The organism is Nonomuraea sp. IBHARD001, from assembly GCF_056106265.1.
The window spans coordinates 6,574,905-6,601,095 of sequence record NZ_JBWBBW010000002.1 but is presented as its reverse complement, the minus strand read 5'-3'; the positions used below and the strand labels follow the sequence as shown (position 1 = coordinate 6,601,095).

The following is a 26,191-nucleotide window of genomic DNA, read 5'->3' as shown; positions in this document are numbered from 1 at the left end:
GAGGCGTGCGACGGTTGGGGCGAGGTCAGCCGTTCGAGCAAAGGGGTGATGTCGGCAGCGCAGGCGGCCACCACCTCCCCGCCACCCCACGATGAACGCGGCAGCTTGGCGCCCCCTCCGGCAGCGGGCTGCCCCCAGGCGAGGGCCGCCAGCGGGTGGCGGCGAACTTTGTCGCCGCCACCGAGGCCGAGGCGCTGGGAACCCTGCGCCCGTCCTCGCTCTCCTGCGCCCGCTCCCGCAGGATCGGCAGAAGGTCTCCAACAGCGCGATGTCTCGGCCGCGCACAGCGTCGCGTCGTCGTCTGGCGTGGGCCCGGGGCTAGAGGCGTTCGACGAGTCGCACGGTCACGGCCTCTCCGGCGGTCTTGCCGATCGCACGGCGCAACGGGGCGGCGATGGGGAGTTTGTGGGTGCCGTCGCCGAGGGCCATGAAAGAGCTGGTGAACGGATGGCCGTCGACCGTGCCGGTCACCTTGACAAGACCGCGAGTGCCGAAGAAACCGGCCGAGTCCGCCATGACGACATAGGTCCATCCGCCTTTGGCCGGGCTCTGCACCAGCGGCGCGGTGAACTCGTGGTCGAGGGGGCCGGGCCTCGTCGGGTCGGTGTTCATGATGGGGTCCTTCCGGGTGTCGTCGTGTTGCCAGTGCAGGACTTGTCAGTGCAGGACTTGTCAGTGCAGGACGCCGAGGACGGCCCCGATGAGCAGCAGTTTCAGGAGCCAGTCTCCGGCGTGCAGGATGGCGGTCACCACCGGTACGCGCTCCCACAGCACCGAGCCGGTGAGCAGGATGAGCGGGAAGCCCAGCCACGCGATGAAGGCCAGCAGCATCGTCGAGGGCCAGCTCAACAGGTTGGCCTGTGTGGCGATCCAGGCGAACACACCGGCGAGGAGCGCGGTCCGCAGCAACTCCGCGGCCGCCTTCCACGGCGCCGGCCGTCCCCGGTCGAGCGCGGCGGCACCCAACCGGCGTCGCTCGAACGGCGTGGCCAGGGCGTAGTAGAGGGAACTGACGGCGAAGGCCGCGACGGCGGCGAGGGCGATGGCCAGAGCGAGCATGTCGGCACTCCTTTCAGTACTGATGCGTACTATATTTTTGGGTTATAGTACTGTCAAGTACTAAGGAGGTCGGACGGTGGCAGAGGCACGGCAGCGACCACGCGGGCGCCCGGGAGGCAGTGGCGGCGCGGACCTGCTGGCGATCGCCCGTGAGGTGTTCCTCGCTCATGGATATCCCGGCGCGACGATGGATCAGGTGGCCGCCCGTGCCCGGATCTCCAAGCAGACGCTCTATCGCGAGTACCCTTCGAAGGAACGGTTGTACGCGGCGGTGGTCCGCGACTGGGTCGACCGCGGCTACGACGCCATGCGCCCGCACACCGAGGCGCTGACGCGATCCGCCGACATCCAGGCCGGACTGTTGCGGCTCGCGCACGTCCTGCACGCAGGGGTGCTGAGCGAGCCGGTGCTGCGGATGCGGTCACTCGTCGCCACGGAGTCGGCGCGTTTCCCGGACGTCGCCGCCGACTACGTCGCGCGCAGCTGGACCCGCAACACGCAGCTGCTCGCCGACGCGCTGGCCGCTGTGGCGGCGCGGGGCCTGATCAAGGCCGGGGACGCCCTCGTGGCCGCGCGACAGTTCACCTGGCTGGTCATCGGGGACCCGCTCAACCGCCTCACGCTCGCGGCGCAATCCGAACCGCCGGACGAGGACGAGCTCGCGCACCAGCGAGAGGAAGCCGTCACGACGTTCCTCGGTCGCTACGGCCTGCCGGACTCACAGTGAGCCGGACCGTCGTGTCCTGCGAGTTCACGAGTCTGACCGAGACGTCGTCCCATCTGAGAATTCGGCGACAGCAGATGAAAGCCGCGGCGAAGGACCTGAAGTGATCGGCTCGGCGTTCGTGGCGGCGGCAGCCGGCCAGGCTGGAGACGGTGCGTTCGACGACCCGGGCGGCGTCCCCGGACGACGGCTGGACCAGATCCCCGGCGGGTGATGCGGGGGATGAGGACCGCCCGCGAAGGAAGGCCACAGGTGTGGCCGGTCATGGCCTCTGTCGCCGTGGCGCCTGCCAGGCCCGTGGCGGTGCATCAGGTCCACGACGGTAGGAGGTGCACATGAAAGGCCGTTGCAAGATCACATCACTCGCCTCATGTCCGTTCGGCGCTGCCGCTTCCCCCGGTCGCCACCTCGCAAGCTCACGCTTCCGCCGCCTGGCTGTGTGACGCGAACACGTCGTGCCATCACAGCGAAGCCGGCGGCAACGACCCCCGCCGGGTCGTTCCCAGCGGCGGCTGCCACCACCCGCTGCCGTACTGGCTGCAGGACCGGATCAGCTCCATCTACGACCGAGGCAACGGCGCCGTCCATCTCCACAGCTGGGTCGGCTACCGGCAGACGATCGACGACATCCGTCGGCGTCAAACGAAGCCACTCCTGCGGCGAAGGCCGCAACGACAGGCCAGGCGGATCTGCATCGACTGGCGCGCCGATCACAACAGCGCACAAGCATTGCTTGATCGACGACGAGGCATCCCCTGTGGCACACCTTCTCAGGGGAGGGACACGAGGAACCGGGCCGGCTTCGCTACGAACATGTGGCCTCCCGTGGCACTTGTCCGAAAGTGTGGCACTTGTCCGAACGGTGACACGGGTTCGGGCGCTTGCCCAGGCCCGATCTTCGACTGCGAGGCTTGTCACGCCGATATCCGCGCGCGTTCAGGGGCCGGACGTGCCAGTCTTGACGTGTGATCCCCGATCGTGCGAAGTCGCTGGTGCCGCCGCTCGTGGCCAAGATGGCCGCGTGGAGCGCGTGCCTGATCCTCATCGGCGTCGTGGTCTACTACCTGTCGTTCCAGATCATCGCCAGGCTCAGCTTCGTCGCACTGCCGGTGGCGATCGCGCTGCTGCTGACCGCGCTGCTGTTCCCGCTGACGAAGTTCCTGCGCACGGTCGGGCTGCGGCCCATCTACGCGACCTGGCTGACGATGCTGGTCGCGCTCGCGGCGATGGTCGGCACCGGCTGGCTGGTCGGGGCCAAGGCGGGCGACGAGTTCCCGCATCTGATCGAGCAGGTGCAGAAGACGGTCCAGCAGGTGCGCGACTGGCTGGTCACCGGGCCGCTGCACCTGAAGGAAACCCAGATCACCGACTATGCCGACAAGCTGATCGCCGAGGTCAAGCTGCAGCAGGCGGCGATCACCAATACCGTGCTGACGGCCGGGCAGGTGGCCATCGAGGTGCTCGCCTCGATCGTGCTGCTGCTGTTCGTGACCTTCTTCCTGCTCAAGGACGGCGACCGGATCTGGTCGTGGTTCCTCAAGGCGTTCGGCGGCATGTCGCCCAGGGTCGACCGGGCGGGCCGTGCCGCGTGGACCACGCTGTCGCACTACGTGCAGGGCACGGTCGCGGTCGCCGCGGTGCACGGCGTGATCATGGGCATCGTGCTGCTCGGGCTCGGCGTGCCGCTGTGGGCGCCGCTGGCCGTGCTGATCTTCCTGGCCAGCTTCATCCCGATCGTCGGCATCTTCTTCGCCGGTGCGGTGGCCACGCTCGTCACACTCGGGTCGCAGGGGTGGGCCAAGGCGCTCATCTTCCTGCTCATCCTGATCATCGAGCAGCAGCTGGAGAACCACGTGCTGCAGCCGCTCATCGTCGGGCGGGCGCTCAACTTCCATCCGCTGGCGATCATCCTGGTGCTGGCCGTCGGCGGCATCCTGGCCGGGATCGCGGGGGCGGCCGTCGCCGTACCCGTCGCGGCGGTGATCTACAGGGCTTTGCCGGAGTTGCGGCACGAGCCTCGGGCCTTACCGCCGGGCGATCCGCCCGCGCCGCCTGTCGCCGACGACGAATCAGCCCAGCCCAAGGGGTAATGTCGACGTCCGTGACCCGTTCCACCGTGACCACTCCACCGCCTGACGCCGATCCGCCGAAGGCGCACGACAACGCACCCGCTCCCGGCAGCCCGCTCGGTCCGCACTACAGCCGCTGCTTCGGCTGCGGCGACGACCATCCGACCGGGCTGCACCTGAAGGCGGTGACGCCCGACGGGATCAGCGTCGATGCGAGGTTCACCGTGGGGGAGGCGCACCAGGGGGCTCCGGGCCTGGCGCACGGCGGTGTGCTGGCGGCCGCGATGGACGAGGTCATCGGCATGTCGATCTGGCTGTTCCACAAGCCCTACGTCACGGGCAGGCTGGAGACCGACTATCTGCTGCCCGTTCCCGTGGGCTCCACCCTGCACCTGCGTGCCTGGTGCAACGGGGTCAAGGGCAGGAAGGCGTACCTTGAAGCCGAGGGGCGCATCGGCTCCGACGACGGGCCCGTCGCCGTCCGCGCGGCGGCGTTGTTCATCGAGGTCGGCATGGAACACTTCGCCAAGCACGGCGACGCCGAGACCATACTCGCCGAGCTCCACGACTACGAGGTGAACCCGTGACGTCAGTAGAGGTACTGATCCACCGGCTCGACGCCGACCTGCCGATGCCCGCCTACGCCCATCCGGGTGACGCGGGGGCCGACCTGCACGCGGCCGAGGACGTCGAACTGCTGCCCGGCCAGCGTGCCCTCGTCGGCACCGGGGTCGCGATCGCACTGCCCGACGGCTATGCCGCGTTCGTCCATCCCCGGTCCGGCCTGGCCACCAAGCACGGCGTCACCCTCGTCAACGCGCCCGGCACGGTCGACGCCGGGTACCGGGGCGAGATCAGGGTGACGCTCATCAACACCGACACCAAGGACGCCGTGACGCTTCGTCGCGGAGACCGCATCGCCCAGCTTGTCATCCAGCGGGTGGAGCGCGCGTCCTTCTACGAGGTGGAACGACTGCCCGGCACGGCGCGCGGCGCCGGCGGCTTCGGCTCCACAGGACGCTAGGAGCGTGAGGAACGTGTTCGGACGCAAGCGTCGCGCACGGCAGGACAGCACCGAGCCTGTCGCGGCGGCGGCACCAGAGCCCCAGGAGATGCGCGAGTCGGGTCCCTACGACGCCGACGAACCGCACCCGCAGTCGGACCGGGTCGATCTCGGCGGTCTGCGCCTGCCCTTCGACGAGGGGCTGGAGATGAAGATCGCCGTATCGGGCGAGCACATGATCGGCCTGGTCGTCATGGGCGACGAGAGCGCGCTGCAACTGCACGCCTTCGCCGCGCCCAAGCGGGCCGGGCTGTGGGACGAGGTGCGCTCCAAGCTGGCCTCCGGGGTGAAGGAGGCCAAGGGTTCGATCGAGGAGCGCGAAGGCGCCTTCGGCGTGGAGCTGGCCGGGCAGGTGCCCGGTGAGGACGGCAGCATGCAGGAGGTGCGCTACATCGGCGTCGACGGGCCTCGCTGGTTCCTGCGCGCCGTCATCAGCGGCGCCGCGGCGACGGACGCGAAGGTGGCCGAGCGGTTCGAGGCCATCGTGCGGGACGTCGTGGTGGTGAGAGGGGAGGAGCCCATGGCGCCCGAGGAGCCGATCCTGCTGAGCCCGCCGAACGAAGGCGAGGCGGCCGGGGACGGCGCTGGGGAGGCGGCCGGTGGGCTCGACCCGTTCCAGCGGGGGCCGGAGATCAGCGAGATCCGGTAGGCCGGGATCGGGGGGCGGGGTCGGGTCGGGCTGGTGGGTGATTGTTGTGTTTTGGCGGGCCTTGTCCTGGGTGTTGGGGCGGGGTTCGTTGAGGGAGGGGTCTGGTGGCGGCTTTGCCGTTCCCTTGGTGAGTCCGGGTGGTGAGGTTGGGCCGCTTTGGGCGGCTTTGGGGCGGTGAAGTCCGCTGCTGGGGCGGGGGGTTTGGCGCGGGGATTGGGTGAGGGGGCTTGCCCGGGATGGGCTGGCCGGGTCAGCCTTGCCCAGGCGACAGGCGACAGGCGACAGGCGACAGGCGACAGGCGACAGGCGACAGGCGACAGGCGACAGGCGACAGGCGACAGGCTGAAGCGCCGCCAACGGGCTGGAGCGCCTGTCAACAGACTGAAGCGCCTGCTTACTGGCTTGAAGTGCCTACCAGCAGGCTCGATGTGCCTGCCAGCTGGCCCGAAGCGCCTGTCAGCGAACTGACCTGCCCGCCAATCGGCCCGAAGCACCTGCCAGTCGGCCAAAAGCACCTGCCAATGGAATGAAGCGCCGTACGACGGACTGAAGCACTAACACGAAAGCCCCCAAGAGCCCCAAGAGCCCCACGCCCATCACGTACGCCTTCGTCCGTTATTTGGGTGTGTTTGGGTATGGGGGCGTATTTCTTGCTTGGGGAGGTGGTCTTGGGGGAAGGTGGGGCGTCCCTGCGGTGTTGGGTCGTTCTCCTGGGGGAGTCATACTCTCTCCCGAGGGGGATCCCGGGTCGCCCGGACGCCAGATCCACCGACACGAACCATCACCTAAGCTGAAATCCATCATGACTGAGTCAGCAGAACCCCACAAACAGGGCGGCCTCCGCGGCTTCTTCCGGCGGCTCGCGTCGAGCCAGGCCGAGCTCGAAGCCGAGGAGCTCCGGGAGGACGTCGACCGGCAAGGGGCGACCCCGATCGTCTCGTGTGGCGGCAGGCGCCGCTTCTGTGTGGCGGGTACGCTACGCACCGTGACCCTTCGCCCGCGCGGCGGCGCCCCCTCCCTCGAAGCCGAGCTCTACGACGGCTCCGACGTCATCGACCTGGTCTGGCTCGGCCGTCGCAAGATCGCCGGGATCGAGCCGGGCCGTATCGTCAAGGCCGAGGGCCTGGTCAGCGTGCAGGACGGCCGCAAGGTGATGTTCAACCCGCGCTACGAACTGCGCCCCGGCGCCTGACAGGGAGATATCTGTGAGCGAGACGCAGCAGCAGGACAGTGCGGCACACGACACCGTGGAGGCCGCCGTCCGTGCGCAGCTGTCCAAGGCGCTCGGCGGAGTCAGGGGCATCATCGAGGCGGCGATCCCGACCATCGCCTTCACCCTGTCCTGGGTGCTCACCGAGCAGCTCAAGCTCTCGCTCATCATCAGCATCTCGTTCGCGGTCGTCCTGCTGGTCGTGCGGCTGCTGCAGAAGTCGACCGTGCAGTTCGTCGTCAACAGCCTCATCGGCATCGGCATCGGCGCTTTCTTCGCCTCACGCACCGGTGAGGCGAAGGACGTGTTCCTGCCCGGCATCCTGTACAACGCGGCCTATGCCGGGGCGATGCTGGTCTCGGTCGTCGCGCGGTGGCCGGTGGTCGGGTTCCTCATCGGCTCGGTGACCGGCGACCCGACCGGCTGGCGCCGCGACCCGGGCATCGTCAAGCTGTGCCAGCGGCTCACGCTGCTGCTCATGGTCCCGTGCGTGGTGCGGGTGGCGGTTCAGCTGCCCATCTACCTGCTGGAGGGCGACGAGGGCGTGGCCGCCCTGGGCTTCGCCAAGATCATCATGGGCTGGCCGCTCCAGGTCGCCGCCCTCGCCACCATGGCCTGGCTCCTGGGCCGGGGCCGCACACCCATCACCGCCCTCACCGAGCCCGCACCCGAGCCCCGCACCTGACGCGGGAGCATCCGGCAAGACCCAGGATCCAGTACGGCTCACGCCGCCCCACGCCCCCTGTGGCAGCGTGGCTGACGCCCGTCCAAGCACGCTCCTCCAGCCGGACTACGGCGCGGGCACGTCACGTCGCCCGCCCGGCGCCTCCCACGGCACCGCGACCGACCGGTACCACGCCCGGCAGGCGCCGGAAGTGACCCGCGTGGACCGACCGGACGGGAGGTAGGTTGTCGGGGTGCTCGGAGCTGAACGGCGGGTGGTCGGCGGTCGCTACCTCCTGGTGGAGGAGCTGGGACGAGGCGGCATGGGCGTCGTCTGGCGGGCTCACGACGAGATGCTGGACAGGGCGGTGGCCCTCAAACAGGTCCTGCTGCCCCGATGGGTGTCGGACGAGGACCGCAGGGTGGCCGCCGAGCGGGTGCTGCGTGAGGCCCGGGCGACGGCGAGGCTGCGACACCCCTCGGTGATCACCGTCCACGACGTCGTGACCGAGGACGGCTCCCCGTGGATCGTCATGGAGCTGCTGAACGCCAGATCGCTGGGCGAGATGCTCGACCGCGAGGGACCCCTGCCCGAACGCCTCGTCGTGGAGATCGGCGTCAGGCTGGTCGACGCGTTACGCGTGGCACACGAGCAGGGCGTGCTCCATCGCGACGTCAAACCGGCGAACGTCATGCTGCTGCCCGACGGCGGAGTCGTGCTGACCGACTTCGGGATCGCCCGGCTGGCCGACTCCGTCACGCTCACCGCCTCGGGCATGCTCATGGGCTCGCCCGCGTATCTGGCGCCCGAACGGCTGGAGGGCACACCGGCCAGCCCGGCCTCCGACCTGTGGGCGCTCGGCGCCACGCTGTATGCCGCCGTCGAGGGCGCACCGCCGTACGACAGACAGAGTTCCATCGCCGTGCTCGGCGCGATCCTGACCGGGGAGCCCGCGGCGATGGTCAGGGCCGATCGGCTGCGCCCGGTGATCGAGGGGCTGATGCGCCGCCACCCGGCCGATCGGCTGACCCACGACGAGGCGACGGCGTCCCTGCGCGCGGCCTCGTACGGCGAGCCACAGCCGGAGGCGGGCAGGGAGCGCAAGGGGTCACCGGCGCTGGCGGCCCTCGTCCAGGTGCAGACGGGCGAACCTCGCCGGCTCCCCGCCGCGGTGGAGGCGGAAGATGTTCCGGACCCGGTCGCGCAGGAGGTGTTGCCCGCGACCGCCCCCGAGGATGTGCTGTTCGTCGAGCCACAGGCGGCGAACAGGAGTGTGATGCGGCGGATCGGGTGGGTGCTGAGGGAGCTGGCGGCCGGAGGTGTGGTCCTGGCGGCGCTGGCGCTCGTCCTGGGAGTCGTCCAGCGCAGGCTCGGGGTGCAGGAGATACCGCTGGCGGCCGAGGTGCTGCTGCCGTTCCTGCTGGGATGTGCCGCGGTGATCGGGGTGACCGCGCCGGGGTGGGTGCTGCCCGAGCGCAGGGTCGCGGCGGTGGCGATGCGGCTGGTGCCGTTGCTCGCGCTGGGCGCCTGGACGGTGCTGGGCCAGTCGCGGCCGTTGCCGTGCGCGGCGATGGCGGCGTGGACACTGACGGCGGCGGCCGGAACGTGGACCCGTTCGTGGCCGGCCGCGCTCGCCGCGCTCGGCGCCAGCCTGGGATTCGCGTTCACGGCGGTGATCTGGCTGGACGCCGAGCTGGGAGGCAGGCTCGGACTGCTGCCGATGTACGCCGGGGGCATGGCGGAGGCGGCGGCGGGCAGCTGGCTCGCCTATGCCGCCTGGACGGCCTGGCTGTCGGTGCGCCGCCGCTCCTGAGGTCTCAGTGCGGCGCCAGCAGCTGGGCCAGCTCGTCCTCGACCTCCTGGCTGGCGACGAACATGAGCTCGTCCCCGGCCTCCAGCGGGTCGTCGGGCGTGGGCACCAGCACCCGTCCCTCGCGCAGGATCGCCACCAGGGCGGTGTCCTGCGGCCAGGCGACCGAGCCGATGCGCGTGCCGACGACGGGGGCGTCCTCGGGCAGCGTCAGCTCCACCAGGTTGGCCTGGCCCTGGCGGAACGTCATCAGCCGCACCAGATCGCCGACGCTCACCGCCTCCTCGACCAGGGCCGAGAGCAGGCGAGGCGTCGAGACGGCGACGTCCACGCCCCACGACTCGTTGAACAGCCACTCGTTGTTCGGGTGGTTGATCCTGGCCACCACGCGCGGCACGCCGTACTCGGTCTTGGCCAGGAGCGAGACGACCAGGTTGACCTTGTCGTCACCGGTGGAGGCGACGACGACGTGGCAGTTGCCGAGACCGGCCTCGTCGAGGGAGGAGATCTCGCAGGCGTCGGCGAGCAGCCATTCGGCGCTCGGCACACTGTCGATCTTGATGGCCTTGGGGTCGATGTCGATGAGCAGGACCTCGTGGCCGTTCTCCAGGAGCTCGGCGGCGATCGAACGCCCGACCGCGCCGGCGCCGGCGATGGCGACGCGCATCAGTGGTCCTGTTCCGGCGCTGCGGCGAGCACCTTGTTGATCCGGTCCATGTCGTTCTCGTCGGCGATGACGTGCAGGACGTCGCCCTCCTGCACCACGGTGTCCTTCTTGACGACCAGCGCCTCGCCCATCCTGTTGACGAACGCGACGCGGGCGCCGACGGCCTCCTCCAGGACGCGGACCTGGGTGCCGATCCATCCGGGGTTGCTGGAGACCTCGGCCAGCACGACCGTGCCCGTCGGGTCGCGCCACAGCGGCTCGGCGCCCTCGGGCAGCAGCCTGCGCAGGATCTGGTCGGCCGTCCACCGTACGGTGGCCACGGTGGGGATGCCGAGGCGCTGGTACACCTCGGCGCGGCGGGAGTCGTAGATGCGGGCCACGACATTGTCGACGCCGAACGTCTCGCGTGCCACTCTGGCCGAGATGATGTTGGAGTTGTCGCCCGAGCTGACCGCGACATAGGCGCCCGCCGCCTCGATGCCGGCCTCCTGCAGGACGTCACGGTCGAAGCCGACACCGGTCACCCGGCGACCGCGGAAGCCTGCGCGCAGGCGGCGGAAGGCCTGCGGGTCCCTGTCGATGATGGCGACCGAATGGCCGCCGTCCTCAAGGATGTGGGCGAGGGTCGACCCGACCCGTCCGCATCCCATGATTACGATGTGCATTTTCCCTCGCCGCTCGCGTTGGGCCTGGCATCACCAGTATGGACCGCTTATGGAGTGCCGCGTCGGCAACGCGGGGCCTTGAGGAATAGCATCCTGTGACGTGCCGAAAATATCCGACGCGCTGAAACGCGTCCTCGTCGGGCGGGCTTTGCGCAGCGGGCAGCTGCACGAGCAACTGCTGCCCAAGCGGATCGCGTTGCCCGTCTTCGCGAGTGACGCGCTGTCGTCGGTGGCCTATGCACCCCAGGAGATTCTGGCGATCCTGTCCATCGCCGGTGTCTCCTTCTATTCCTACACCCCCTGGGTGGCGCTCGCGGTCGTCGTGGTGATGCTCACCGTGGTGGCCTCCTACCGGCAGAACGTGCACGCCTATCCGAGCGGCGGCGGCGACTACGAGGTCGCCACCGTGAACCTGGGCAAGAACGCGGGCCTGACGGTGGCCAGCGCGCTCATGGTCGACTACGTGCTGACGGTCGCGGTGTCAGTGGCCAACGGCGTCGACTACGTCGGAGCCACGATTCCCTATGTCGCCCAGCACAAGCCGCTGGTGGCGATCGTCATCGTGGTGCTGCTGACGGTGGTGAACCTGCGCGGCATCCGCGAGTCCGGCGCGGCGTTCGCGATCCCGACCTACGCCTTCATGATCGCGGTGCTGGCGATGGTGGGCTGGGGCGGCTTCCGGCTGCTGGTGCTGGGCGACACGCTCACCGCGCCCACCGCCTCCTACGAGATCGTCGCCGAGCACTCGAACATGACGGCGTTCGCGGCGGCGTTCCTGGTCCTGCGCGCCTTCTCCTCGGGCTGTGCGGCGCTGACCGGTGTCGAGGCGATCAGCAACGGCGTTCCGGCCTTCCGTAAACCCAAGAGCAAGAACGCGGCGACGACCCTGCTCATGATGGGCCTGGTCGCGGTGACGATGTTCGTCGGCATCGTGGCGATCGGCAGGGCCTCGGGCGTCAAGGTGGTCGAGCCGCAGTTCGTCTATCGCGACGTGCTCATCGACGGGCAGCCCGCCGGGCCCGGGTACTACCAGCAGCCGATCATCTCGCAGGTCGCCGACGCGGTGTTCGGCGGCGGCTCGCTGCTGTTCGTGATCATCTCGGCGGTGACCGCGCTCATCCTGTTCCTCGCGGCCAACACCGCGTTCAACGGCTTTCCCGTGCTCGGCTCGATCCTCGCCCAGGACAGGTACCTTCCGCGTCAGCTGCACACCAGGGGCGACCGGCTGGCCTTCTCCAACGGCATCGTGATCCTGGCGGCCGGGGCGTGTCTGCTGCTGTGGGGGTTCCAGGCCGATGTGAGCCGGTTGCTGAACCTCTACATCGTCGGCGTCTTCGTGTCGTTCACCCTCAGCCAGACCGGCATGGTCAGGCACTGGACCAGGCTGCTGCGGACCGAGACCGATCCCAAGCTGCGCCTGCAGATGCAGCGCTCACGGATGATCAACGGCTTCGGCGGCATCATGACCGGTGTCGTGCTGGTCGTCGTGCTGTTCACCAAGTTCCTGGTCGGCGCGTGGATCGTGTGCATCGCGATGCCGGTGCTCTTCCTCATGATGAAGGGCATCCGCAAGCACTACGACAATGTCGCGGCCGAGCTCGCCGTACCCGAGGACGCGGTGGTCGACGAGCAGATGCTGCCCGCGCGCAACCATGCGATCGTGCTGGTGTCGAAGATCCACAAGCCGACGCTGCGTGCCATCGCCTACGCGCGTGCGACCAGGCCCTCCACCCTGGAGGCGATCACGGTGGGCGTCGAGGGCGAGGACGCCAGGGCGCTGCGTGAGGAATGGGAGCGCAGGGGCATCCCGGTGCCGCTGAAGATGCTGGACTCGCCGTACCGGGAGATCACCAGGCCGGTGCTCGACTACGTCAAGCAGTTGCGGCGGCGCTCGCCGCGTGACGTGGTCACCGTGTTCATTCCCGAGTACGTCGTCGGGCACTGGTGGGAGCATCTGCTGCACAACCAGAGTGCGTTGCGGCTGAAGGGGCGGCTGCTGTTCAAGCCCGGCGTGATGGTCACCAGTGTGCCCTGGCAGCTGCACTCGGCCGACCGGCTCAGCGGCCGTCCCGAGCCCTACGCGCCCGGCGCCGTGCGCCGTCCCCGCCGCGAGCGGGGCTCGGGCGAAGAGGGCAAGGCGTAACCTTGTGCAGGTGGAACAGCTCGAGTTGTCGGTAGGTCCCGTCGCACACGGCGGCTGGTGCGTGGCGCGCCACGAAGGCCGCGTCGTCTTCGTACGGCATGCGCTTCCCGGTGAGCGGGTGCTCGCGCACGTGCTGCCTTCGGAGAAGGGGGAGTCGGCCAGATTCCTGCGCGCCGAGGCGGTCGAGGTGCTCGACGCCTCGCCCGACCGGATCGTGCCGCCGTGCCCCTACGCCGGGCCCGGCAGGTGCGGCGGGTGCGACTGGCAGCACGCCACGCTGGAGGCGCAGCGCAGGCTCAAGGCCGATGTGGTCGCCGAGCAGCTCAGCAGGCTGGCCAAGATCGAGCGTGACGTGGTCGTCGAGGAGGTGCCCGGCGCCAAGGACGGTCTCGGCTGGCGCACGCGCGTGCAGTTCGCGGCCGACCGCGACGGCGTGCTGGGCTTTCGCCGGCATCGTTCGCACGACATCGAGCCGGTCGACGCCTGTCTGATCGCCCATCCCGAGGTCGAGGCCGTCGGCGCCGAACTCGCCGCCTGGCCCGGCGCGGCGGCCGTCGAGGTCATCGCCTCCTCCAGCGGTGAGCGTGCGGTCGTCATCGCGCCCAAGCCGCGTCGTGGCGTCGCCGTACCCGATCTGGAGGCGCCCGCCTCCATCCTGGTCAACCAGGGCAAGGGGCGCACCGAGCCGCGCATGGGGTCCGGCATGCTGCACGAGCAGGTGGGTGACCGCGAGTTCCAGGTGACGGGCAGCGGCTTCTGGCAGGTGCATCCCGGCGCGGCCGAGACGCTCGTCGAGGCCGTCCTCGACTACGCCGCGCCCGAGCCCGGCGAGTGGGCCCTCGACCTGTACTGCGGCGTCGGCCTCTTCGCCGCCGGCCTGGCCGAGGCGGTGGGCCCCACGGGCGCCGTCTTCGCCGTCGAGTCCGAGGCGACCGCCGTCCGCGACGCCCGAGCCAACCTGCGCGACTTCCCGCACGCCGGGGTCGAACGCGGCAAGGTCGAGGACGCCCTCGACCGCTTCGGCATCGAACGCGCCGACCTGGTCGTCGTCGACCCGCCACGCTCGGGCCTCGGCCGCGAGGTCGTCGATCGGATCGCGTCCCTTGAGGCGTCTCGTGTCGTGTATGTGTCTTGCGATCCGGCGACTTTGGCTCGGGATGTCGCTTGGTTCGGGGAGCGGGGGTATGCGTTGGGGGATCTGCGGGCGTTCGACTGCTTCCCGATGACACATCACGTGGAGTGCGTGGCGTTGCTGGTCAGGGGGTAGGGGGCGGCTCTGACCAGCAGCGGGACAACAAGATGAATCTCTTGGATTATCGGGACATGTCCCGATAATCCAAGATCATGACGCATGAGCGGGGCCCTGTCTCCGCCAGAGTTGGGGCCCTTTCGCTGTTACTCATCGTCATCAGGCCCCGGCTCCGGCCCCACGAACGAGCCGAGGTTCCGTCGCGTGTAGATCAGCCCGCGCTCCCGGAGACCGGCCACCGCTTTCCGCGCGGTGATCTTCGCGACGCCGAACTCCTCGGCGATGGCGCGCTCGGTGATGAGCCGTCCGGGCGGGTACTCGCCCGACTGGATGCGCTTGCTGAAAATGGTGAAGATCTGCTGCCACCTGGGCAGGTCCTCGCGCCAGACGATCATGTTCAGAGCGTAGAGAGGCGGTTCGCTCCTCCGCGCCCCGATGTACCCATGGTGCGGGGTGGGTACCTATCGGTCGGCATGACCTGCATGGACCACGGCGCTCGCACACTCGGCTGCTGCCTGCGACTCGGCCCTCGCCGCAGCATTTGAGCCTTACTCCTGCCCCGGCGGTGGCTTGGCGGCCACGAAGGTGCCGATGCCGCGCACGCTGTAGGCGATGCCCTGTTCACGTAGACGGGTCAGGACCTTCTGGGCGGTGTTGGGCGCTATCTCGAACTCGGCGACCAGTTGATGCTGCGACGGGAGCTGGGAGTCGGGCGGGTAGGTGCCGTCCTTGATCCGCGCGATGAGGAGTTCGGCCACCTGTTGCCACTTGGGCGCGTTGGCCCGCCATTCGATCACCACTCCAGCACCGTATGTAACCGTACTGAGCTACGGATACGCACGCGTTACCGTGCTTGGCCATGGTTAACCATGGATGAGTCGTCTACGCTGCCAGGCAGGTCCGTACAAGCTGTGGGCCCGGGAGGCGTGCCATCGCCTGGTCGCGGGCCCTTGATCGCATCGGAGTGCGATATGTCCCTCCGGCCCACGGTGTGCGTCGACGGCGGGCAGCCCGGCGTCCCGGTGCGTGACGGCGTCGACGACGCCCCTTGGCGTACCGACGACCGAGACCTGCCGACGGAGGCCGTTGGACCCGCCTGTGCGCACTGTGGGGCGCCGCTGTGGAGGACGTGGTCCCTGTATGTCGGTGTCGTCTATGTGTCGAAGCGGTGGGAGGACCGAAGCGTTGCGGGGTGTCGGGAGAGGCCGAATCGGCTCGGTGGGTTTCATCCTCATCAGCCCTGACGGTGAAGGCCCGGCTTGGGCCAACGTTCGGCCAACGGTGGGACAACTGGGGCTCTCTAGCGTGGCGGCGCAGAACGAAGGCGAAGTGGGAGGAGATCGCATGGTGAGGGATGTGCTCAAGGTGGTTGCCGCGTGTGTGGTGGCGGCCGGGGGGCTGGTGTTGGCGGGGCCTTCGGCCTCGGCGGGGGCCGTCACGTACTACCAGATGCTGGGGGCGGGGCGGTGCCTGGACGGGAACGGCTCGTCGGCGTACATGAGCACCTGCGGCAGCGGTAACACCTACCAGCAGTGGGAGCTGGTGAACTACCGCAACGGGCTGTACGCGTTCAAGCAGCGCGCGACCGGCAAGTGTCTCGACGCGAGCGGGTCCAAGGTCTACATGGGTAAGTGCAACGACAGCAACTACCAGGCCTGGACGCCGCTGCAGCAGGGGCAGTGGAAGCACAAGGCGACGGGCAAGTGCCTGGCGCACGGCACGCTGAAGCTCAATGTCGAGTGCGGTACGGCGTTCGGCAATCCGGTCGTCTGGGGGCGGCGGGCGGTCTGAGCGCGGACCGGCCCCGCCACCGGCATGGGTGGCGGGGCCGGGGCCCGGCTCAGGTCTGGGCGGCCTTGAGCAGAGCCATCCAGGCATCGTGGCGGTGGTCGACGGTCGACCACCACGGGTGCCGGTTGATCTCCTCTACAAGGGCCAGGCGCTCGGCCCGTGCTTCCACGAGCGAGGCGATGCCCTCCTCATCGCGCTCCGCCTCCAAGGCCAGGACCGCCACATTGGACGGGAGTGCGGCCGAGAGCTGCTCGCAGCGGGCGTCGGCCGCGAGTTGTTGTTGTTTGAGTTCGAGCAGGTCGGCGGGTGGTTCGTAGGCCATGACGTCTCCCCCTGGTGGTGCTTGGGGGGAGTCTATGGGGGTGGAGTGCCAGCTTCTTCTGACGACACTCCGCAGTGATTCATCCCCCTATTTAGAGTTAGGTCATGGGTAAGCGGCCCCGCATGACCATTCCCACACAACTCGTCCTCCGGGCCTTCCTCGACGACCCGGCGCGAGAGCAATACGGCGGGGAGATCGGCGCGGTCGCCGGGCTCGCGGCGGGCAGTGTGCAGCCGATCCTGGTCAGGTTCGAGGGCGTCGGCTGGCTGGAGTCGCACTGGGAGGACCTCGATCCCCGCGAGGCGGGCCGGCCGAGACGCCGCTACTACCGGCTCACACCCGACGGAGCCCGGCTGGCACGCCAGGCCGTCCAGGGGATGGAGGTCAGGGCCGGAGGGCTGTTCGGGTTCAGGCCGAGCGCCGGGGGCGGCGCGGTGTGAACGGCGGACCGCTCCGGGCCGGTGTCGGGACGGCTGTCGACACCGGCCTCGATGACCTCACGTGCCGGGCGAAGCCCGCCTGACGACCTCCTCGACCGTGAGCGGGGCCTTCGGGTGATGGCTCAGGCACAGCGGTACCCGTGTCTTCGTGAACGGCAGGCCCTCGGGAGCGACATAGAACTGGCCGGTGGTCAGCCGGGAGATGTCGTCCACCGCACCCGACTTGGCACGTGCCATCTCCTTGGCCGCGTCGATCTGCGCGGGTGCGTTGAGCAGGCCGAAGAACTGGGTGGCCGCATTGCCGGGAATGCGGTTGTGCAGCCCCTTCGGCGCCTGGGTCGCGAACACCAGCCCGAGACCGTACTTCCTGGCCTGTGAGGCCAGGGCCAGCGTGCTCTGCGTGCAGGCGGTCAGCGCACCCGAAGGGGCGAACGTCTGCGCCTCGTCCATGACGAACAGCCCGCCGAGCGGCCGATCACCCGCTGGATGCTTCTTGATCCAGGCGAACAGCGCCATCTGCACCTGGTTGACGAAGCTCTGCCGCTGCTCGTCGGAGGGCAGCCCGGCCAGGCTGATCACCGACACCCTGGCCCGCTTGCCGGGCGCGGGGGTGAGCAGCACACCTGGATCGACGGGCGTGCCGTCCCCGCCGAACAGCGGGTCGTTGACCATCGCCGCCGTCAGCGTCTGCGCCAGCCCCGCCGCGGTGCGCTCGGCATCGGAGATCTTGCTCAGCCCGTACGGCAGGTCGGCAAGCAGGGCGATGAGGGCGTTCAGGCCGCCCGCGCCGCCGCTCGTCCGGCCGAAGTGCTCGACGGCCTCACGGAGCACCGCCTTGCCGACCTGCGACTTGATGGTCTTGGTGTCGAGCTTGGCCCGGGGGACGAGCGAGGCCACCGCGATCTCCACGGCCTCGGTGAACTCGTCGGAGTCGTCGGCGACGCCCGCGAAGTCGGGAAGAGGCTGGAAGGCGAGCGGGCGACCGGCCTTGCGGCCCGGTGTCCAGACGACGACGTCGGTGCCCTCCAGGTACTCGGCCGCCTTCGCCTTCTGCGCCGAGTCCCAGTGCGCGGGCGGCTGCGGCCAGGCGTCGCCCAGTCTGGCCAGGTCGTTGTTCGGGTCGAGCACGATCGACGACACGCCACGCAGCGCGCACTCCTCGACCAGGCGCCGGATCAGCACCGTCTTGCCCGATCCCGACCCGGCGAAGATCGCGACATGCTTCCTGAGCGCCTCCAGCTCCACCCGCACCGGCCGCCCGTCGGCGACGCCGTCCCCGAGCACGAGGTACGGCCCGCTGTCGGGCTTCACCTCGTCCGGTGTCCCGGGCTCGGGCTCGCGTTCGCCCAGTGCCTCGCGGAGTACCTGGACTCCCTCGGCCGGGCGGTTGGCCAGCAGCCAGGCGCGGAGGTTCGGCGGGTTCTCCTCCTGCAGGACGCGAAGGGCGGTGAGCGTCCTGAGGTCGTCCTCGCTCACCGGGAGGACGACGCCGCCCGCCTCCCGCAACTCCGCCAGCGCCCGCACCGTGCCCGGCCCCTTCGACCACGGCGTGTTCCGCAGGACGACCAGACGCCGCTTCGGCACCGAGGCGTTGAGCCCCGCCTCCAGGCACGCCCCCCGCAACCGGCTCAGCGCCGCCGTCGCATGCACACTGGAGACGGCACGGAAGGCCCAGTGCGCCTCGTCCTCGACCTCCTCGTTCAGCACCTGCCGCATCCTGGCGTGCAGCGGCGGCTTCTTGCTGGGCGGGGGATCGACGCTGTACGGCCTTCCGGCGTCGCCCTGCTCGGCGATCCACGCGGTGAGACCGGCGGCCAGGAGGACGGGCATCACGGCGTCCTCGGTGGCGGGGTCGAGGGTGAGGCCTTCGGCCGACTTACGCAGCTCGGAGAAACGGAGCTGCACGGCTTCGAGGTCGTGGGGCGGGGAGTGCGGGACGACGGGTGCCACGGGAGCACGGGAGAGGGTGTGCAGCTCGCTGACCTTCTCCTCGGCGAGGCAGTCCTCGATGTGATCGCCGATCCGCCTCAGCAGATGACGAGGGGTGTAGTTCTTCGCGAACTCGAAGGCGGAAGGCTGGACCGGCCAGGTGGGATAGGGCGGAACGAAGTCCAGCCCCGCGAACTTCGCGGCGAAGCGCCGTTCCACCAGTGCCCTGGCCAGTTCCGCACTGGGGATCGGCTTGAGGTCGATCGCCTTCCTGAACCGGTCCTTGACCGTGTCGGTCGCGAACTGCTGCACCAACGCCCACGTGCTGGGAATGCAGGAGACGATGGTCAGCGTCCTGCGGGTGATCTCCCGCAGGGACATCAGTCCACCGGCGATCTGCTCGACCATCAGCAGATCCTTGGCGGCGGGCGTCCGCGACGCCTTCGTGGACAGCACAGCCTCGACCAGCAGGGTGTCGATCTGGTCGATCGCGATGACCGAAGGCCCGGTGACGGCGAGCAGGCGGGACAGGTCCCGAACGATCTCCTGAGGCGAGCGCTGCCCGGATCCGATGCCCCAGGCGGCCCTGTCGCCGTCGGGGAGGCACGCCAGATACGCGTCGCCGGTGTCCTGCACACCCAGATGCGGGCTGGCTCGCAGGACGAGGGCGCGCAGGGTGTCGCGCGCGCTCATACTGACGTCGGGCTGGGCGTGGCGAACCGTGGCGACGAAGGCGTCGAGCCCCTCACGGGAGATGGGCCGGTTGCCGATGACCTCACGCTGGACCCAGCGAGGCGCCTGGGCGAGCTCGGACAGCCGCCGCAGGAACGCCTTGAGCTGTGTCTCGCCGTCGGCGGCCTCGCGCAACAGGCTGTCGAGCATCGACTGCAGCGTGCTCTCCCAGAACGTCCGTGCGTCCAGCAGGCCCACCAGGAAGAAGTAGCCTCCCGCCTGCTGGGTGCGTTCGCGGGTCCAGCCGAGGAGGTGGGTCTTGCCGGTGCCTCGCTGTCCCAGCAGGACCAGGCCGATCGGACTGCCGACCTGGCTCTGCAGCGCCTCCTCCAGGCTGCCCGCGAGCTGCCGTTCGACCGGTTGGTTGAGCGCGGCCACGTGGTAGTCGGCCATCGACCAGACGTCTTCGGGCCCCTCCACGAGGTTGAACCTGAGCGATCGCAGCGCGGCGAGTTCCCGGCTGCTCATCGGGGACCGATCGAGATCAGATGCTTGTCCTGATCGCCGATGACCACCGCCGCTCTCCGGTCCTCGGGGGTGAGCGTCTTCTGGTTCGACTCGGGGACGATGTTCACGTCCGGCAGATGGATCATGCTCTCCAGAGCCGCGTCGACCTCCTCACGAGACGCGGCCCCGAGCAACGGCCGAAGCTCCGCCAGGCCCACCCAGTGGCCAGGCTCGGCCGCGAGCTGGGCATAGGCGGCACGAATGCGCGAGACGATGTCGACCTCTTCGGGGGTGGTGAAGAGCTCGGCGAGCGAGACCGGCATTCTGTCCATGTATTTCCGGAGTACGACCTGAAGACCGGCGACCACGATCCTCGGCGACTTGCTGGGGACGGTGATCCCTGCCCTGATCTCCTCCGCCACTCGCGCCCAGCCGCGGTCGGTCAGAACGTGAACGAATGAACGGCCCTCCTTGTGACTCTCGATCAGCTTCAGCTCATTGAGGTGAAATCGTACTTTCCCGTCGATTTTCACCCCATGGGTCGCAAAGAGGTGACGATTATCCGCCTCCCCTCCCACCATCAGCAGTGCCATCAGCGCGGCCACCTCGGGCAGCGATAGTCCAGCCTCTGTCATGTCATGTCCTTTCGGCGTTTCTCGAGGAACTTCTCCACCTGGTGCAGTACGGCGGACAGATCGGTCGCGACCCGATCGTTGGTGAATCGCAGGACCGCATAGCCGTCCATCTGCAGCCGTACGTCTCGCGCCCGGTCGGCTTCGAACTTCGCCGGGTCGAGGTGGTCGGCCCCGTCCAGTTCGACGACGCAGCGCTCGTCGCGCCAGAGCAGGTCGAGCTTGATCCCGGTGTCCAGGGCTCCGGGCTGGTAGGTCTGGTTCCAGCGGCGTCCCCGTGCCCATGCGTGCCGGGCGAGCGCTCGTTCCACCGCCTGCTCGGTACGGCTGCCGGGGTGCGGTTTCCCGGCGATCGCCGGATAGGCGACGGGCGTGACGCCTCCTCCGGGTGAGCCCGGACGCCATCGCACCAGCGGCAGGTGCTCGCCGTTCGACAGGCCGGAGCCGGTGAGCCACAGGCCGAGGCCGCCCCGCTGGGCCAGCCACTCGCACCCGCCGACGAGCGCGGCCTCCTGGCCGGGCGTCAGTCCGGGCGGTACCTCGACGAGGATCGCCGCGTCCGGCCGTCCGTAACTGTCGGCGAGTACCCGGGCCAGCCCCACGGCCCGCGTCTCGGCGGGAAACGCCCGGCCAGGCGATGTTCCCCCACGTATGGAACGTTCCGCCAGGTCCGCAAGGAACGGCCCGAAATGCCGGCTGACCGCCGCCGCCCGTGCCGCGAGACTCCGTACGGCGAGCACGGAGGCGCCGCCCGGCCCCTCGATGCCCTCGGCCTCCGGCAGCCACGTGGGGAAGAACGCGAAGGCGGCGCGCTCCAGCGCGGACAGGGCGTCGGCGACGAGGGCGGGCACGCTGTCCTGGGCTTTCGCCCGGTACACGAGGATCGCCGGTGAGCCCTCGGGCAATGGATCGAGGGCGGGAAAAGCGCCGGAGAGGCGCACGACTTGGCCCATCGGCAGATCGGCCCATGATTGCGGCACCCTGCTGTCCTCACAAATGGGGATATGCAAGTCAGTGAGGCTATAGCAACGTATGGGAGCCCGGAGGCATTTCGGGAAACCGGTGACACCGGTGAATAGCCGCAAGCCACACCGATCCGTACCCCAGACGACTAATCGGCCAACCAAAATCCACCATTCGACCGACAAATCCGAATATGAGCATGAGTAGGGGTCTACTCATGCTCATATGCCGATCGCGGGTGACGCTGTCGTCATGGGATATCAGTTCGATCGGCCCAATCTGATGCGCATGCTCGTCGCCGTACAGGACGAAGGCGGTGAAAGGGCACTCGTCGGGGCGCTGGCGGGGGCGCACCCGGGCACCTGGCCCGCCGACGCGGCGGCACGCGCGGCCGTGGCGAACGTCCTGGCACGCGAGCGGCAGCACGCGGGCGAGGAGGCCGCCGTCCTGCTCAAGGCGTTCGTCGAGGCGTTCTGCGAGGAGCCACCCCGCGTCCTGCTGGCGCCGTACGTGACCGGCCCGGTGGCGCCGTACGTGACCGGCCCGGTGGCGCCGGACGCGAGCGACCCGGTGGCGCCGGACGCGACCGGTCTGCCCGTGGAGCAGGCGTGGCCGCAGATCGGGCACGGCGCCACGGAGCCGGACGTACGGGCGGCGCAGACGTTCGCGGCGGCGGCCCTCATGCGCGCGGCGGCGGAGCAGACGGCCGGACAGGTACGGCAGGCGCTGCTCGACGGCACGCGACGGCTGCTGGATGCCGGGGCGGTCAGGATGCTGAGCCGGATGGACGGCATGCGCGAGACCGTCGAACTCGAAGGCTCCGCCCTGCTCGACCTGGTCGAAGGCGTGCTGCCCGGCTCCGACGCCGCCGAGCCGGTCATGCGCCGGCTGGCCGCACTGCTGGTCGAGCCCAGGCCGGAGCCGTGGGTGGTGCGGGTCGCGGCGCAGGTGGTCGCCAGGCGGGGGCAGGAGTCGCTCGACGGTTCCGCCGCGCGTATGGTGCTGCGCTTCGTCGAGGGCTGCCTCGCGCGCGAGCCGGTGATCTGGTGGTTCGGCGAGCCGGGCGACACCATGGGCACGGTCGTCGACCCACGTGCCGTCGCACTCGGCCCCGCCGTACTGGCCGCCGCCGCGGTGGCCTTCCAGCGTGCCGCCGACGCCACGGCCGGGACCTTCCCGTTCGACGCCGACGCCACGGCCGGGGCGGAGGGTGAGGCGACCGTCATGCACGAGGACCTGCTCCGTGCGGCCGACCGCCTGTTCACCGCCGCGTTTCACACCTGTTGAGTGCCATGCGTGCTTTCGCCGGATGCTGGGCACAAGCACGATATGGAGGTACGGATCAGCCGGGTCTACGACCATGAAGGCCGGGTCGCGGCCGAGGGCAAGGTGTTCCTCGTCGACCGCGTCTGGCCGCGCGGCGTACGCAAGGACGACCTGCACCTCGACGGCTGGCTGAAACAGGTGGCCCCTTCGACCGGGCTCAGGACGTGGTTCGGCCACCGCCCCGAGCGCTTCCCCGAGTTCGCCCGCCGCTACCGCGAGGAGCTCGACGCCGCTCCCGAGGCCGTGAATCCCCTGCGCCGGGCGGCGGCCGAAGGTCCGGTCCTCCTGCTGTACGGGGCCAAGGACACCGAGCACAACCAAGCCGTCGTCCTGAGGGACCACCTCCTCGCCTCCAGCTGAGGCGCCCAGGCAAAATCTAGGTACAAAGGCCGCATGCTGCCATGATCTCCATCCATGGACGAGGACGGCTTCTGGGACCTGGGGGATCGCTCCCGGCGCGAGACCCCGAACCAGAAGCAGCGCCTCGCGTGGCTGGACGCACGCCTGTCGGCCCTGTCGGCCAGGGAGATCGAGGATTTCGAGGCGTGGCTCACACTGAGCGCCAATCACCGGCGTGAAGGGCGCCTATCCCGGCGATGCCTTCGAGGAACGGGGAATCGTCGCTGTCTTCCCCTTCATCACCCTTGCCGCGGAGCTCGAGGACGAGGCGTGGGACCTGGGCGATGAGGCCGAGTACCTCCGCCGCTTTCCCCGGCTCTCCCGCAGGCTCGGCCTCACCGACTCGCGTCCTGTCCGGACGCGTTTCTGGCCCGAAAGTGTCTACCTCGGCAAGCCAGGCAGGCGCATCTGGTCCTTCCGCCGCGACGCCAAGGGGCGCAGGCGGATCAGGAGAATGCAGTTTCCCTTCTGGTGGTGAGCACCGACGAAGGGAGCCCCGCGCCCATCCTGGCGCGGGGGTCGCCTTGATGATGGGTGCGGGGCTCGTCTTCAGGTGGAGGGGAAGCCGGACCTAGGAGGAGGTCAGAGCTTCTTCCACAGGGCGGGAGTGGTGGCCGGCTCCCAGCCGGTCAGCGAGGTGTGCGGCTGCAGGCACTGGTAGGTCGAGCCTGCGTAGGTGACCTTCGTGCCGGCAGTGTACGCCTTGCCCGCCGCCCACGCCGGGGTGTTCCCGGTGGGGCTCACCGTCGGAGAAGGCGAGACGGTGGGCGAAACCGTGGGCGAGGGCGACACCGTCGGGGACGGCGACACGGTGGGCGAAGGCGACACCGTGGGCGAAGGCGAGACGGTGGGCGAGGGCGAGACCGTCGGGGACGGGCTCGGCGAGGGGCTGTTGCCGGCGCAGGGGCCGATGTCGGTCCAGACGGCGTTGGTGCCGGGCTCGTTGTTCTGCGTCCACCACTTGGCCTGCCACTCCCTGTTCTTGTGCGAGACCTTCTGGCCACCGGTGTAGATGGTGCCTGGGTCCCACGGGGGAGAGGTGCACGAGCCGGTCGGGACGACCGTGGGCTCGGTGGTCGGCTCGACGACCGTGCCGCCCCTGGTGTAGTCGGCGACCACGGCGTAGGTCTTGCCGCCGAACGTGATGGTGTGGTTCGACTGGCCGGGCGTCGGCAGGTAGTAGACGTAGTCCATGACGAGCGAGCCGCCGGGTGCGATCGGCTTGTCGTTGGGCGTCTTCATCGAGATGCGGCTGTAGTCGCCCTTCAGGCCGCCGATGTTGTTGGCCGCGGTGTGCTCGCTGCTGATGACGGCGAGCTTGAAGCCGCTCTGGTCCTTGGCGTTGCCCGGGGCCGAGGAGGCGTAGTCCCACTGGAACTCGGCGCCGCCCGGAATGGTGACGGTGGAGTTGTTGGTGATCTTCAGCTTCGCCGTGATCGGGTAGTTGTTGTCACCCAGCGGGAAGCCGCCCGACTCGATCGTCACATTGATCTTCTGGGCGGGCAGCGCGGCCTTCGACCTGACCGAGCCGTACGGCGCCGCGGTCTTGAGCTTGTCGTACATCAGGGTGGTGAGCGTGTCGCCCATGAAGTACTCGGAGCCGGTCCACTTGAAGTCGCCGGCGAGCTCCCAGATCATCAGGCCGCCGATGCCCTTGTCCTTGACGTAGTCGGTCTTGACGCCGACCGACTGCTCGTCCTCGGTGGACAGGTACACCTTCTTCTGCGCGTTCCACAGCCACGGCGCGACCAGGGTCGAGTCGTAGTTGCGGACGTAGGTGCCGGTCAGGGCGTCGGTCGGGTCGGTGGCCGGGTTGAGGCCGTAGGCCGGGCCGTACGATCCGGCGATGCCCTTCTCCAGGTTCTTGGCGTGCCACATGGGGTTGCCGCCGCCGGAGAGCTCCTGGCCGCCTTCGAGATCGTGCCAGAGGTTGTCGATGCCGACGGCGCCGTCACCGCACTTGGTCAGACCGGTCGGGCAGTTGCTGCCGACCGCCTTGCCCCACAGGCCGTTGGTGCCGCCGTTGACGTTCTTGAAACCGCGTGTGTAGTACGGCACGCCGATGTTGATCCGGCCCGCCGGCATCGCACCGCGGAAGTAGTGGTAGGCCCAGTCGGTGTTGAGGTAGCCGATGCCGCCGTACTGGGTCGTGGTGTACACGCCCGCCTGGGCCAGCTCCCCGTCCTTGCCGTCGTCGTAGAGCGCGGCGTTGGGGCCGACGTACTCGTTCCACGCCCCGTGCAGGTCGTAGGACATGATGTTGACGTAGTCGAGGTACTGGGCGACCTGGAAGGTCTCCATGCCGCGCAGCAGGTAGCCGGAGGAGGGCGCGGCCACGGTCAGCATGTAGTACTTGCCGTCCTGGGCGGCGGCGGTGTTGAGCTTGTCGCGCAGTGTCTTCATCAGGACGGCGTAGGCCTTCATCAGGCCCGGACGCCTGGCGTTGGCGATCTGCCAGTCGATGGGGTTGCCCGCGTCCTTCATGGACGTCGGGTACTCGTAGTCGATGTCGACGCCGTTGAAGCCGTACTTCCTGATGAAGGCGACCGAGGAGTCGGCGAAGGTGTTGATCCCCGCGGTGTTGACCGAACCGTCGGGGTTGACGCCCATCGTGTAGAAGCCGCCGGACTCGGCCCACCCGCCGACGCTGATCAGCGTCTTCACATCGGGGTTGGCCTTCTTGTACTTGTTGAGCAGGTTGAAGTGCCCCTTGTAGGACAGCGTCGGGTCCATCGTGTCGATGCCCGGCCACTCCATCTCGGTGGCGGTGTTGTCGACGGCGATCTTGTTGTCGGTGCCGACGTGCGCGAAGGCGTAGTTGATGTGCGTGATCTTCGACCAGGGGATGTCCTTGGCCAGGAAGGCGGGCTGGCCGTTCTTGCCGGTGCGCCAGCTGGTGAAGTAGCCGATGATGCGCCGGGGGTGGTCGGCGCCCATCTTCTCGCGCCCTGCTTCGTCGTAGGCCAGGCAGTACGGCGTGTCGACGCCTGGCGTCGTGTACAGGCCGTCGGGCCTACAGGTCTCGTTCTCCACCGCGGCGGTCGCGGTGGCTGTCGCGGTGATGAGCCCGGCGAAAAGCGCCGACGCGGCTAGCGCGGCCAATCTGCGGGTGAGGCGTGATGACACTGGAGAGACCTCCGGTAGTACGTGGTTCCAGGCCCGCCCCCGTGGGTTGATCGTGAACTTAAGTCGCGATCTGTCCTCCGTCAACGGTTTCTTTTAAGAAAGTTTCCTAAAA

Annotated in this window: 27 protein-coding genes; 16 read left to right on the top strand and 11 right to left on the bottom strand. The window is 69.1% G+C overall.

What is annotated here, in order from left to right; all coding sequences use genetic code 11:
• Nucleotides 1-318: 318 nt before the first annotated feature.
• Nucleotides 319-612: a DUF1905 domain-containing protein gene (locus tag ACTWNK_RS32015; RefSeq protein ID WP_474308642.1), complete on the bottom strand. Its 294-nt coding sequence runs from the start codon at nucleotides 610-612 to the stop codon at nucleotides 319-321.
• Between the two features lie 60 nt (nucleotides 613-672).
• Nucleotides 673-1,059 carry a DUF1761 domain-containing protein gene (locus ACTWNK_RS32010; RefSeq protein ID WP_474308641.1) on the bottom strand — a complete coding sequence of 129 codons (387 nt, stop codon included), beginning with the start codon at nucleotides 1,057-1,059 and terminating at the stop codon, nucleotides 673-675.
• A 76-nt stretch (nucleotides 1,060-1,135) separates the two neighbouring features.
• On the opposite strand from ACTWNK_RS32010, the gene ACTWNK_RS32005 reads away from it, so the two are divergent.
• The 8 genes from ACTWNK_RS32005 (at nucleotide 1,136) to ACTWNK_RS31970 (ending at nucleotide 9,251) form a co-directional block, all read left to right on the top strand.
• Nucleotides 1,136-1,786, top strand: a complete 651-nt coding sequence (locus ACTWNK_RS32005) for a TetR/AcrR family transcriptional regulator (RefSeq protein ID WP_474308640.1) — start codon at nucleotides 1,136-1,138, stop codon at nucleotides 1,784-1,786.
• A 962-nt stretch (nucleotides 1,787-2,748) separates the two neighbouring features.
• Nucleotides 2,749-3,873: an AI-2E family transporter gene (locus ACTWNK_RS32000; RefSeq protein WP_474308639.1), complete on the top strand. Its 1,125-nt coding sequence runs from the start codon at nucleotides 2,749-2,751 to the stop codon at nucleotides 3,871-3,873.
• Nucleotides 3,874-3,884: 11 nt separating this feature from the next.
• Nucleotides 3,885-4,439, top strand: coding sequence for a PaaI family thioesterase (locus ACTWNK_RS31995; RefSeq protein ID WP_474308638.1), 555 nt, complete (start codon nucleotides 3,885-3,887; stop codon nucleotides 4,437-4,439).
• Entirely contained in the window at nucleotides 4,436-4,876 is a 441-nt protein-coding gene (gene dut / locus ACTWNK_RS31990; protein WP_474308637.1) for a dUTP diphosphatase, read from the top strand. Before ACTWNK_RS31995 ends, dut begins: the two co-directional genes overlap by 4 nt.
• Nucleotides 4,877-4,880: 4 nt before the next feature.
• On the top strand, nucleotides 4,881-5,564 hold the full coding sequence (locus ACTWNK_RS31985) for a DUF3710 domain-containing protein (protein WP_474308636.1): 684 nt from the start codon (nucleotides 4,881-4,883) through the stop codon (nucleotides 5,562-5,564).
• A gap of 802 nt (nucleotides 5,565-6,366) precedes the next feature.
• Complete coding sequence (locus tag ACTWNK_RS31980; protein WP_474308635.1) at nucleotides 6,367-6,756, top strand: OB-fold nucleic acid binding domain-containing protein; 390 nt, start codon at nucleotides 6,367-6,369, stop codon at nucleotides 6,754-6,756.
• 13 nt (nucleotides 6,757-6,769) lie between these two features.
• Nucleotides 6,770-7,459, top strand: coding sequence for a DUF3159 domain-containing protein (locus tag ACTWNK_RS31975; RefSeq protein WP_474308634.1), 690 nt, complete (start codon nucleotides 6,770-6,772; stop codon nucleotides 7,457-7,459).
• Between the two features lie 232 nt (nucleotides 7,460-7,691).
• Nucleotides 7,692-9,251 (top strand): serine/threonine-protein kinase, encoded by a 1,560-nt coding sequence (locus ACTWNK_RS31970; protein ID WP_474308633.1) that lies wholly within the window; start codon nucleotides 7,692-7,694, stop codon nucleotides 9,249-9,251.
• A 4-nt stretch (nucleotides 9,252-9,255) separates the two neighbouring features.
• Here the strand turns inward: ACTWNK_RS31970 and ACTWNK_RS31965 are convergent, their stop codons facing one another.
• Nucleotides 9,256-9,915, bottom strand: a complete 660-nt coding sequence (locus tag ACTWNK_RS31965; protein WP_474308632.1) for a potassium channel family protein — start codon at nucleotides 9,913-9,915, stop codon at nucleotides 9,256-9,258.
• On the bottom strand, nucleotides 9,915-10,580 hold the full coding sequence (locus tag ACTWNK_RS31960; RefSeq protein WP_474308631.1) for a potassium channel family protein: 666 nt from the start codon (nucleotides 10,578-10,580) through the stop codon (nucleotides 9,915-9,917). The genes ACTWNK_RS31965 and ACTWNK_RS31960 overlap by 1 nt, the downstream gene beginning before the upstream one ends.
• Nucleotides 10,581-10,680: 100 nt before the next feature.
• Between ACTWNK_RS31960 and ACTWNK_RS31955 the strand changes: the two genes are divergently transcribed.
• Both ACTWNK_RS31955 and ACTWNK_RS31950 read left to right on the top strand, forming a co-directional pair.
• Nucleotides 10,681-12,723 (top strand): APC family permease, encoded by a 2,043-nt coding sequence (locus ACTWNK_RS31955; RefSeq protein WP_474308630.1) that lies wholly within the window; start codon nucleotides 10,681-10,683, stop codon nucleotides 12,721-12,723.
• Between the two features lie 10 nt (nucleotides 12,724-12,733).
• On the top strand, nucleotides 12,734-13,990 hold the full coding sequence (locus tag ACTWNK_RS31950; RefSeq protein ID WP_474308629.1) for a class I SAM-dependent RNA methyltransferase: 1,257 nt from the start codon (nucleotides 12,734-12,736) through the stop codon (nucleotides 13,988-13,990).
• A 128-nt stretch (nucleotides 13,991-14,118) separates the two neighbouring features.
• Here ACTWNK_RS31950 and ACTWNK_RS31945 read toward each other — a convergent pair whose 3' ends face one another.
• Both ACTWNK_RS31945 and ACTWNK_RS31940 read right to left on the bottom strand, forming a co-directional pair.
• Nucleotides 14,119-14,367, bottom strand: a complete 249-nt coding sequence (locus ACTWNK_RS31945; RefSeq protein ID WP_474308628.1) for a GntR family transcriptional regulator — start codon at nucleotides 14,365-14,367, stop codon at nucleotides 14,119-14,121.
• 153 nt (nucleotides 14,368-14,520) lie between these two features.
• On the bottom strand, nucleotides 14,521-14,772 hold the full coding sequence (locus ACTWNK_RS31940) for a GntR family transcriptional regulator (protein ID WP_474308627.1): 252 nt from the start codon (nucleotides 14,770-14,772) through the stop codon (nucleotides 14,521-14,523).
• A gap of 544 nt (nucleotides 14,773-15,316) precedes the next feature.
• Between ACTWNK_RS31940 and ACTWNK_RS31935 the strand changes: the two genes are divergently transcribed.
• The gene (locus ACTWNK_RS31935) at nucleotides 15,317-15,763 is read left to right on the top strand and encodes an RICIN domain-containing protein (protein WP_474308626.1); all 447 of its coding nucleotides are present in this window, start codon (nucleotides 15,317-15,319) and stop codon (nucleotides 15,761-15,763) included.
• A 49-nt stretch (nucleotides 15,764-15,812) separates the two neighbouring features.
• Here ACTWNK_RS31935 and ACTWNK_RS31930 read toward each other — a convergent pair whose 3' ends face one another.
• A complete protein-coding gene (locus ACTWNK_RS31930; protein WP_474308625.1) occupies nucleotides 15,813-16,085 on the bottom strand; it encodes a hypothetical protein in 273 nt (90 codons plus the stop codon).
• A gap of 104 nt (nucleotides 16,086-16,189) precedes the next feature.
• Between ACTWNK_RS31930 and ACTWNK_RS31925 the strand changes: the two genes are divergently transcribed.
• On the top strand, nucleotides 16,190-16,525 hold the full coding sequence (locus tag ACTWNK_RS31925) for a PadR family transcriptional regulator (RefSeq protein WP_474308624.1): 336 nt from the start codon (nucleotides 16,190-16,192) through the stop codon (nucleotides 16,523-16,525).
• 57 nt (nucleotides 16,526-16,582) lie between these two features.
• Here the strand turns inward: ACTWNK_RS31925 and ACTWNK_RS31920 are convergent, their stop codons facing one another.
• The 3 genes from ACTWNK_RS31920 to ACTWNK_RS31910 are packed head-to-tail and all read right to left on the bottom strand — an operon-like array spanning nucleotide 16,583 to nucleotide 21,245.
• Entirely contained in the window at nucleotides 16,583-19,654 is a 3,072-nt protein-coding gene (locus tag ACTWNK_RS31920; protein ID WP_474308623.1) for an ATP-binding protein, read from the bottom strand.
• Complete coding sequence (locus ACTWNK_RS31915) at nucleotides 19,651-20,268, bottom strand: hypothetical protein (protein WP_474308622.1); 618 nt, start codon at nucleotides 20,266-20,268, stop codon at nucleotides 19,651-19,653. Before ACTWNK_RS31915 ends, ACTWNK_RS31920 begins: the two co-directional genes overlap by 4 nt.
• Nucleotides 20,265-21,245 carry an endonuclease domain-containing protein gene (locus tag ACTWNK_RS31910; protein WP_474308621.1) on the bottom strand — a complete coding sequence of 327 codons (981 nt, stop codon included), beginning with the start codon at nucleotides 21,243-21,245 and terminating at the stop codon, nucleotides 20,265-20,267. Before ACTWNK_RS31910 ends, ACTWNK_RS31915 begins: the two co-directional genes overlap by 4 nt.
• A 235-nt stretch (nucleotides 21,246-21,480) precedes the next feature.
• On the opposite strand from ACTWNK_RS31910, the gene ACTWNK_RS31905 reads away from it, so the two are divergent.
• From ACTWNK_RS31905 to ACTWNK_RS31890, 4 genes are read left to right on the top strand one after another with little or no spacing between them, the layout of a single operon-like run.
• Nucleotides 21,481-22,515: a hypothetical protein gene (locus ACTWNK_RS31905; RefSeq protein ID WP_474308620.1), complete on the top strand. Its 1,035-nt coding sequence runs from the start codon at nucleotides 21,481-21,483 to the stop codon at nucleotides 22,513-22,515.
• A gap of 42 nt (nucleotides 22,516-22,557) precedes the next feature.
• Entirely contained in the window at nucleotides 22,558-22,914 is a 357-nt protein-coding gene (locus ACTWNK_RS31900; protein WP_474308619.1) for a DUF488 domain-containing protein, read from the top strand.
• 54 nt (nucleotides 22,915-22,968) lie between these two features.
• Nucleotides 22,969-23,241 (top strand): DUF4240 domain-containing protein, encoded by a 273-nt coding sequence (locus ACTWNK_RS31895; RefSeq protein ID WP_474308618.1) that lies wholly within the window; start codon nucleotides 22,969-22,971, stop codon nucleotides 23,239-23,241.
• The gene (locus ACTWNK_RS31890) at nucleotides 23,129-23,431 is read left to right on the top strand and encodes a hypothetical protein (protein ID WP_474311165.1); all 303 of its coding nucleotides are present in this window, start codon (nucleotides 23,129-23,131) and stop codon (nucleotides 23,429-23,431) included. The genes ACTWNK_RS31895 and ACTWNK_RS31890 overlap by 113 nt, the downstream gene beginning before the upstream one ends.
• A gap of 104 nt (nucleotides 23,432-23,535) precedes the next feature.
• On the opposite strand, the gene ACTWNK_RS31885 is transcribed toward ACTWNK_RS31890, so the two are convergent.
• Nucleotides 23,536-26,079, bottom strand: coding sequence for a chitinase C-terminal domain-containing protein (locus tag ACTWNK_RS31885; protein ID WP_474308617.1), 2,544 nt, complete (start codon nucleotides 26,077-26,079; stop codon nucleotides 23,536-23,538).
• Nucleotides 26,080-26,191: the final 112 nt, after the last annotated feature.